This is a genomic window from Aquabacterium sp. (genome assembly GCF_035476535.1).
In the GTDB taxonomy this organism is placed as follows: domain Bacteria; phylum Pseudomonadota; class Gammaproteobacteria; order Burkholderiales; family Burkholderiaceae_C; genus Pseudaquabacterium.
The window spans coordinates 22535-29574 of sequence record NZ_DATILJ010000232.1; the positions used below are offsets into that span (position 1 = coordinate 22535).

Here is a 7040-nt window from a genome sequence, read left to right on the forward strand (position 1 = left end):
GATTCTCTCTCATTTCGATCCGCGTTGGCGCCTGCGCGCCGCGATCCTTCCGCCAATGAGCTGCTGCCGCACCGACGGCGCAGCGGCCCCGCTCAGCCGGGCAGGCCCAACACCCGGTCCACCACGCCGAGCAAGCGCTTCATATCCAGCGGCTTGACCACGTAGTCGATGAAGCCGGCCTGCTCGGCGGCTTCGATGTCGGTCGGCATCGCGTTGGCGCTCACTGCAACGACCGGTATGTCCCGTGTGGCAGGCTGTTCGCGCAGGCGACGCAGCACTTCGAAGCCGTCGATCTCCGGCAGCTGGATGTCCAGCAGGATCAGGTCCGGCCGGGCCTGTGCGGCCATGGTCAGGCCGACGGCGGGCAGGCCGGCGATCAACAGCCGAAGGCCCGGGCGGTGCGCGAGCATGCCTTCCATCAGCAGCTGGTTGACCGCGTTGTCCTCGATGTAGAGCACGGTGCGGCGTTGGGCGCTGGCCACCGGCATGCTTTCCGCCGGCATCGGGGCGGCAGCCGCCAGCGCCGCCATCGGGCCCGCCGGCATCAGCAACAGGCGCGGCGCGTCGGCCGCGCTGCAGCACGCCAGGCGGACCCAGAAGGTGCTGCCGGCGCCCGGCGCGCTGCACACGCCGATCTCGCCGCGCATCAACTCGACCAGCCACTTGCTCAGCGCCAGGCCGATGCCGGTGCCTTCAACCGCCGAGCGCTCGGCGTCGAGCCGGTCGAAGGCCTGGAACAGCCGCTCCTGTTGCGTGCTACTGAGGCCCGGGCCGTCGTCGCGAACTTCGATGCGCACGCTACGGTCGGCCGCGTCGGCTGCATCGACCCGCCAGCCCAGCCGCACGCTGCCGCCTTCGCGGTTGTACTTGATGGCGTTGGACAGCAGGTTCAGCAACACTTGCTTCAACCGCGTGGCATCGGCCAGCACATGGCGGGCGTCTTCGGCGGCGGGCAGCACCTCGAGCGTGATGCGGCGCTCGCCGGCCATCGGCTGCACCAGGCGCAGGCAATCGCCGACCACTGCGCCCAGGTCCACCGGCACCAGGTGCAGGTGCAGGCTGCCGGCTTCGATGCTGGCCAGGTCCAGCACCTCGTTGATCAGGCTCAGCAGGTGGCGGCCGCCGCGCAGCAGTTCCTGCACGCGCGCACGCTGGGTGGCGCTGAGCGGGTCGAGCGCGTCGGCTTCCAGCAGTTGGCCGAAGCCCAGCACGGCGTTCAGCGGCGTGCGCAACTCATGCGACATGCGCGACAGGAATTCCGACTTCGCGCGGCTGGCCCGCTCGGCCTCGACCTTGGCGGCGATCAGCGCCTGCTGCGTCTGCACGCTGGCCGTGACATCGGTGTAAGTGCGCACCACGCTGCCGTCAGCGGCGACATGGGTTTGCACATCCAGCACGGTGCCATCGGCGCGCGTGCGCTGGTAGCGCGACGCCAGCGAGCTGCCCTCGCCGGCCAGGTAGCGGCTGAGGCCGGGCCGGCCACTGTCGCTGACCCTGTTCAGATCGGGGCCGAAGTGGCCGTGTTCGAGTTGGTAGCGCGTCAGCGTTTCGAGCGTCGGCCGCGTCTGCATCAGCGATTCGGGGATCTGCAGCAACTCCACGAAGCGCAGGTTGAAGGTGTTGGTGCGGCCTTGCGCGTCCAGGCTCAGCACGCCTTGCGACAGGCTGTCCAGCGTGGCTTCGAGCACGCGGGTCTTCTCGGCCAGCAGCTCGCTGGTGTGGCGGATCTGCTGCTCGGCGCGCTTTTGTTCGCTGATGTCGGAGAACATGCCGACCGCGCCGATCTTGCGACTGGCGGCATCGAAGATCGGCGTGGCGTTGTTGAAGCAATGCACGGTGCCGCCATCGGCCCGCGTCAGCGCGATCTCGTAGCCTTCGGCGCGGCCTTGCGCGCGCAGCACGACCTGGTGGCGAAAGATCGTCTCGTTCGCCTCGTCGACGAAGTCGAAGATGTGGCGGCCGATCAACTGCTCCAGCGTCAGGCCCAGCATGCGGCACATCGCCGGGTTGGCATCGGTCGTGAGCAGCGCGTTGTCGATGAACCAGAAGCCTTGCTGCGTGCGCTGCAGCAGCAGCGACAGCATGCGCTGGTTGTCGGCGGCTGCGGCCTCGGCTGCCTTGCGCTCGGTGATGTCGGCGCACAGCAGCACGAAGCCGCCTTCGGGCGTCGGGCTGCGCCGCAACTCGATGCTGCGGCCGTTGGGCCGCAGGTGCTGGATCAAGGCCGGGCCCTGGGGATCGCTGAGCTGTGTGGTGCGCCGTGCGGCTTCGGCCCGCGGTTCGACGGCGCCGTATTCGCCGGCCTCGGCCAGGCCCAGCAGCAGCGCGTGCAAGGGCATGCCGGCGCGCAGGGCCGCCTGCTCCAGCCCCACTGTGGACACGAAGCGCTCGTTCCAGGCCAGCAGCCGTAGCGCGGCATCGAAGACGCCGATGCCTTCGCCGGCGTGGTCGAACGCCAGGCGCAGCAGCCGGTTGCCGTGCTGGGCCTCGTCCGCGGTCTTCGGCGAGTCGTGCGACGCGTCCATGGTCCATTCTGCCGCCGCTAGACCGTGCGGCGGGCTGGCTTCAACTGAAGGCCAGGCCGGTCTCGGCCAATCCGACCAGGTTGATGTTGCTCAGGTTCATCTGCTGCTCGGCGGCCAGCATGGCCAGCGAGGCGGGTGTGAAGCTGCCGTCGTCGAGCAGGCCGGTGTAGAGGGCCAGCACCTCGGCCGGGGGCGCCACGCCGGCCAGGTTGGTGTAGAGCAGGCTGACCAGCGCGCTGTGGCTCGGCGTGCTGCCGAGTTGCACGTCCAGCGCCAGTTGCAGCAGCGCGGCGTAGTCCATGCCGCCATCCATCAGCCCCAGGCCGATGCCGACATAGGCGGTGTTGGCCACCGACGCCGGGCCGAAGGCCACGCCGAGGATCTTGGCCACCGTGCCGGCATGGCCATCGAGATCCAGCGCCAGCAGGCCATCGCTGAACTGCAGGCGTTCGATGCCGTAGAGCAGGTCGCGGCCCTCGGCGCCGCGGTTGTCGAGCAGCAGCCAGCCATTGGCGCGGTGCTGCAGCGTGAAGGCGCTGCGTGCGCCGGCCAGGCTGGCCAGGTCGATGCCGCTGCCGCCGTCGAGGATGTCGTCGCCGCCGCCACCGCTGAGCCGGTCGGCGCCGTCCAGGCCGTCCAGCGTGTCGGCGCCGGCGCTGCCGAGCAGCCCATCGTCGCCGCTGCTGCCGTCGATCACGTTGCGCGCGAAGGCACTGAGCCGGTAGGCGCCCATGCCGGTGTCATAGTCGGCCGCGCCGACGTAGAAGCTGCCGCTGCTCGTTGCGGTAAAGGTCAGCTGGGCATTGCCGTTGTCGCCGGTGTCGTCGTCGAAGGCCAGCGGCTGGCCCGCCGCATCGAACAGCAGCACATAGGGGTCGATCAGGCCGTTGGTGGTGCGCTGCAGGTCGATGGTGTACTGCGTGCCGGCGGCGAACGTGACGGCGAACATGTCGCTGTCGGTCGGCGCGTTGATAACGCCGAAGATCCCCGACCCGCTGGTCTGCAGCAGGCCGGTGGTGGCGGTGGAGGCCAGGTAGTCGTCGGTGGGCTTGCTGGCCGAGATGTTGTAGCTGCCGCTGCCGTCCTCATGGTCGAAGGCGGCGAGGTAGTAAGTGCCGGTGGCCGAGGCCGTGAAGTGCAGCCGCGCGTCGAGCTGGGTGCCGCCGTCGTCGTCGTAGGTGATCAGCTCGAACTCGGGCTGCGGGCCGTAGAGCACGATGTAGGGATCCACCGCGCTGCCGCTGGCGGCCAGCATGTCGAAGCGGTAAGTGGTGCCGGCGATCAGGTTGACCTTGAACATGTCGCCGTCGTTGGCGGCATTGATGCGCGCGTTGATCACGCTGCCCGTGGTTTGCAGCAGGCCCGTCGTCTCCACGCCCATCGGGTAGTCGTCGCCGGGAATCGGCGCCACGGTGCTGAAGTTCCAGGCGCTGGTGCCGGTGAGGCCCGCGAAGCTGTTGCCCGCGGCGTCGCGGAAGGCGCCGCTGTCGATGCTGACGGTGTAGCTGCTGCCGGCGGCGAAATCGGCGCTGGGATCGATCGTCACGGTGTTGCCGGCGATCGTCACCCGCGTGGTGTCGGTTACCGCGATCGTGATCGCTGCCTGGCCACTGCGCTGCAGCACGATGTTGCCGCTGCCGGCGAGCACGGTTTCGTCGAAGCTGACCACCAGCTTGGCGTCAGTGGCCACCTTGCTGGCTTCGTCCGCCGGTGTCAGCGCAACGACCTGCGGTGCACTGGCGTCGACCGTGCTGGTGCTGAAGTTCCAGCGCGCCGGGTCGGTGAAGCCGGCAAACGGGTTGCCGGACAGGTCGGACAGCGCGCCGGCCGAGACCGTGAGGTAGTAGCCCTTGCCACCCGGCAGGTTGACGCCGGGGTCGATGGTGACGGTGCTGCCGTTGAAGCGCAGCTGCTGGCTGTCGCTGGCCAGGATGCTGCGGAACAGCGTGCCGTCGGCGTTGAAGAGGCTGATCGTGCCGCTGCCGGCGCGCACCGTTTCGTTGAAGCTCAGCACCAGGTTCGCACCGACCGTCACCGCGCTGGCGTTGTCCACCGGGCTCAGGTTCTGCAGCAGCGGCGCCGAGGTATCGGCGCTGGGCAGCAGGTCGGTGAGCAGGCGCGTGACATCGTTGAACTTGAAGCGCTCGACGTTGCTGACGCGGTCGGTGCCGCTCGGACCGGTCAGCGTGACGATGCTGCCGGCAACGCTGATGGTGTAGGTGGCCGCGACGCCGTCGAACACGGCGGTGTCGGCACTGCCGTCGCCGCCGTCGAGGGTGTCGTTGCCGGCGCCGCCGATCAGCGTGTCGTCACCGCCGCCGCCGTTGAGCACATCGTTGCCGCTGCCGCCGATGAGCTGGTTCGATGCCGCATTGCCGGTGATGTCGTCGTTGCCGCCGCCGCCCACCGCGTCCTCGATCACCGTGTCGTAGCTGATCGCGATGTTGTTGGTCAACTCATTGGCCGACGAGAAGCCGCCGCCGCGCAGATCGATGCGGCTGGCGGTGTTCCAGCCGCTGAGGTTCAGCGTGTCCTGGCCGCCCGAGTCGAAGATCGTCAGCACCGGGTGGGCATTGCGGCTGAAGTCGAACAGCGCTGCCGTGCCGCCGCTGAGGTTGCTGCCGAAGCCGTACACCGTGGCGCCGGTGCGGGTGGTGGTGGAGGCGCCGTAGATCGACTGGATCGCCGCGATGTCGTTGAGCATCGGCGTCTGCGGCGAGTAGGTGTTGCCGTTGTTGTCGGTCCAGTCGGCCTGCATCACATCAGGCGAGTACAGCGACGACGCGCCGCGCGGGCCGAAGTACGACATCACCGACAGCACCTCGGTGTCCTGGTACGACGAGGGCGACCAGTTGCCCGCGCCGTTGTAGTCGCCCATGTGCTCCAGGCCCAGCGCGTGGCCGATCTCGTGGATGAAGGTGTCGAAGCCGTACTCGCCGACCACCGGATAGACCAGGTCCGACTCGGTGGCGTTGAACCAGGCGCTGCCGATGTCAGGGAAGTAGGCGTGGGCGTAGCCGATGTCGGTGCTGGTGTAGCCGAACTCGATGTTCGACGAGCCCCCGCTGACCCGCGTGGTGTTGGGCGCGATCAGCTCGTCCCAGGTGCTCAGTGCCAGCGTGATCACCGCCTGCTGCGTGGCATTGACGGCCCGGAACCCCGCGGCCTCGCCGTAGGAGAACATGCCGCCGGCGCTGGTCGGGAAGGCATAGGTGATGGTCGATCCGGACCATTTCTCGCCGCTGTTCAGCTGCGCAATCACCTGCGCCAAGGTCCAGTTGGCTATCGACATGCAGCGGCTCTCCCTCGGGTGTCTGGAACGGCGCGCTCATCGGTGGCGTGCCTGGGGCATGGTGGAACCGCAACATTCTGCCCTGCGGCCGGCACCGGCGATGACCCTCAAAGACCCCGGCAATGCGCAATGCTGCGCAAGTCGGCCAGGCGCATCCCGGCCTTGCGCGGCTCAGCGCCGCGCAGTTCAGCCGATCGCGCTGCGCACCGCGTTGGCCAGCGTGGCGCCATCGGTCAGCGCGACGAACGCGATGCCGGCCAGCGCGCCCACCAGGTGGGCGTCGTGGTTGATGCGCCCGCGGGGCTGCCGCGAGGCCCAGTAGGTGTACGCCAGGTAGCCCAGCGCGAACAGCGGCGTCGGGATCGGCACGGGAATCGGCAGGATGTAGATCGATGCCTTCGGGAAATACAGCATCGAGGCGAACAGCACGGCCAGGATCGCGCCGGAGGCTCCCAGGCACTGGTAGGTCGGATCCTCCCGGTGCTTGAACCAGGTTCCCGCGTCGCTGGCCAGCAGGCCGAAGGTGTACAGCGCCAGGAAGGCTGGTGTGCCGATCGTGCGTTCCAGCGCAAACGAGAAGGCCCAGAACGTAAAGGCATTGAACAGCAGGTGCGCCAGGTCGGCGTGCAGGAAGCCGCTGGTGATCAGCGTCAGGTATTGGCGGCGCGGCAGCAGCCAGTGCGGCCGGAACAGGTTGCGCTCGATCATCGCGGGCGACGCGTAGAGGCCGACCCCGCTGGCCAGCACCATCACGGCCAGCAGCAGCGTGGCGCCGGGGTTTTCAGTCAACAGGTTCAAGACATCTCCGCGGGCAGCCCGGCAGGCGCGCATTGTCCGTGCAATCGTTCACCCCTCCCGCACGCTTGACCTGGAGTGCACTCGAGGTGGTTCAATCCGCAGATGCCTGCGCAGACCCCCATTCCGGCCGCCACGGCCACCGTGTCGACCCCACCGGTGGCAGCAACGCTGCCGATCGGCCAGCTGGCCAGGAGCACGGGCCGCTCGGTGCACACCATCCGCTGGTACGAAGCCCAGGGCCTGATGCCCGGCGTGCAGCGCGACGCTGCGGGCCGCCGGCGCTACAGCCCGCAGCACATCGGCTGGCTGGACCTGATGGTGCGGCTGCGCGCCACCGGCATGACGATTGCGCAGATGCGCCGCTACACCGCGCTGGTGCGCCAGGGCAAGGCCACGCTGGCCGAGCGGCGCGCGCTGCTGCAGGC

4 protein-coding genes are annotated in these 7040 nt (G+C 68.8%); 1 reads left to right on the forward strand and 3 read right to left on the reverse strand.

Annotated elements, in window-relative coordinates; all coding sequences use genetic code 11:
- Positions 1–92: 92 nt before the first annotated feature.
- The 3 genes from VLK61_RS23385 to VLK61_RS23395 form a co-directional block, all read right to left on the reverse strand.
- On the reverse strand, positions 93–2525 hold the full coding sequence (locus VLK61_RS23385) for a PAS-domain containing protein (protein WP_325424482.1): 2433 nt from the start codon (positions 2523–2525) through the stop codon (positions 93–95).
- 40 nt (positions 2526–2565) lie between these two features.
- On the reverse strand, positions 2566–5817 hold the full coding sequence (locus VLK61_RS23390; protein WP_325424484.1) for an Ig-like domain-containing protein: 3252 nt from the start codon (positions 5815–5817) through the stop codon (positions 2566–2568).
- A 186-nt stretch (positions 5818–6003) separates the two neighbouring features.
- Positions 6004–6615, reverse strand: coding sequence for a rhomboid family intramembrane serine protease (locus tag VLK61_RS23395; protein WP_325424486.1), 612 nt, complete (start codon positions 6613–6615; stop codon positions 6004–6006).
- Between the two features lie 102 nt (positions 6616–6717).
- Between VLK61_RS23395 and VLK61_RS23400 the strand changes: the two genes are divergently transcribed.
- The coding region (locus tag VLK61_RS23400) for a MerR family transcriptional regulator (protein WP_325424488.1) at positions 6718–7040 on the forward strand (323 nt) is incomplete at its 3' end.

Bases quoted from the DNA above. Each gene is read 5' to 3' on its own strand.
- VLK61_RS23385 (WP_325424482.1), bottom strand. From the start codon at position 2,525: ATGGACGCGTCGCACGACTCGCCGAAGACCGCGGACGAGGCCCAGCAC.
- VLK61_RS23390 (WP_325424484.1), bottom strand. From the start codon at position 5,817: ATGTCGATAGCCAACTGGACCTTGGCGCAGGTGATTGCGCAGCTGAAC.